The sequence below is a fragment of the Novipirellula herctigrandis genome (genome assembly GCA_007859835.1).
GTDB classification, from domain to species: Bacteria; Planctomycetota; Planctomycetia; order Pirellulales; family Pirellulaceae; genus Novipirellula_A; species Novipirellula_A herctigrandis.
In genome coordinates, this window is sequence record SJPJ01000014.1 from 1 (window position 1) to 1,595 (window position 1,595).

Below are 1,595 nucleotides of genomic sequence, written 5' to 3' on the forward strand. Positions count from 1 at the left end.
GTGTCTGACCAAACTTTCTGGACGATTCTAAGCAGCGATTTTTGCAGGTATTTCCCAATACTTTTCCCATAGGTCACTCGCATCGAGGGCGGCAATGTTCATCAGATACTCGGCATTCGCAAAGTCCCAGCGGCGACCGCGACCTTTGATTCGCTGAGTCGTCGTTTTGCACTGTGCCTCAGTAGGACCACTTCCAATTTGGATCCCCCGCTCGCGAAACTCTCGGTAACGAATGATGGCTCGACGCTCCGCAGCGTAGCCGATTAGGTGTTCCAACGCTTCGAGCTTGCGACCGCGGCAGTCACCTTTCTGAGCGACTAACTCACTCAGCAGCGAGTCGATCCCTCGATTCATCAATACGTCCATCAACGAGTCAAGCCACTTCGCTCCTGCCTCGTCGTCGCCGTACATTTCACGACGCGCCTTCTGGGCGTTATCCTTCAAGTGGTAGTAGTCCAGGTTGATCTCGTCGACAAGGTGATGAAACTCAAGTTGATTGCGTATCCAAGGAGCTCCATCGATATTGGCAATCGATTCAGTGGCCTGATTCAGTCCGATCGTCGTCGACAACGTTTGCAGCAATCGCCCGGTGACTTCGCAGTCACCTCGCGTCGAGATTACAAGACGATGCGTCTGTTGTTCGTCGTACGCAACAACAATTCTTGCTTCTTTGTATTGTTGATCCGATCCGTTACGAAGCTTTGGTAGCGGGCGGCATTTCTTGCCACTGCGTTTTCGTTTGAATTTGATTGTTGCACGTCGTTTTCTCTTTTCCGCGTCAGTCACGACGGGGACTTTAACACCATCACATCCAATATAGACGCGAGTTTTCCGAGGTTTTCCGGGGGCTTCCGATTGTTCTGCCCGTTCTGATGCGTCGACGGCCAAGTCAGAAAGTGGCTTGTCGTCAATCACACAATCTGCCGAGGACCAACCAGGATCGATGCGGCCACTGGTCAGTTGATTGGTAATCATACGTCCCTCGTACTCCACGATCTGACGCACACTTTCTCCGCTGATGTCGATCGATGCTAAACGAAACATATTCTCCGCCGTCTTGGCAAAGCTTGACGAACTTTGATTCAACCGACAGAGCATCTCACGCACACCGCGTGTAAAACTTTTCTCAGCTTCATCAAGCAAAGCATCGATCGGAACGGAACATCCTTGATCTTCTATTGCCCATCGGACTCGCTTGAATTGTACACGACCGTTTTCGGTCAACACGCTGCGAAGTTGCCTACCCTTATTCCGAGCGCGAACTCCCGTCGTGCTCTTCGGAGGGGGAAAAAGCGGCTTCCGCCGCATCGATTTTCGCTTGCATGGTTGCTTCGTAAACCTGTTGTCTGAAGCGATCAAGTACTTGACGACTGATGCCTTCGCTGTCTTCGATCCAAACGCCATCGCGCGCATTGTCAACGGAATCGGCGACTGCGTTGAGCGTTGCTTCAAACTCCACCTGCAACTTCGCTCTCAAAGCATCGCGATCAATTTTTGAACTTTCCATCGAACCGGTACCTCACAAAAAGAGAATTGAACTTTCCCCATATTATGAGCCTTGCCCAGCTTTCGCGCCAGAGGTATTAGTCAGACAC

2 protein-coding genes are annotated in these 1,595 nt (G+C 51.3%); both read right to left on the minus strand.

Annotation, left to right across the window (positions count from 1 at the left end; translation table 11 throughout):
* Nucleotides 1-27: 27 nt before the first annotated feature.
* Nucleotides 28-1,044 (minus strand): hypothetical protein, encoded by a 1,017-nt coding sequence (locus tag CA13_RS34325; protein ID WP_146396673.1) that lies wholly within the window; start codon nucleotides 1,042-1,044, stop codon nucleotides 28-30.
* A gap of 202 nt (nucleotides 1,045-1,246) precedes the next feature.
* Entirely contained in the window at nucleotides 1,247-1,507 is a 261-nt protein-coding gene (locus CA13_RS34330; protein WP_146396676.1) for a hypothetical protein, read from the minus strand.
* Between the last annotated feature and the right edge of the window lie 88 nt (nucleotides 1,508-1,595).

Bases quoted from the DNA above. Each gene is read 5' to 3' on its own strand.
- CA13_RS34325 (WP_146396673.1), bottom strand. From the start codon at position 1,044: ATGTTTCGTTTAGCATCGATCGACATCAGCGGAGAAAGTGTGCGTCAG.
- CA13_RS34330 (WP_146396676.1), bottom strand. From the start codon at position 1,507: ATGGAAAGTTCAAAAATTGATCGCGATGCTTTGAGAGCGAAGTTGCAG.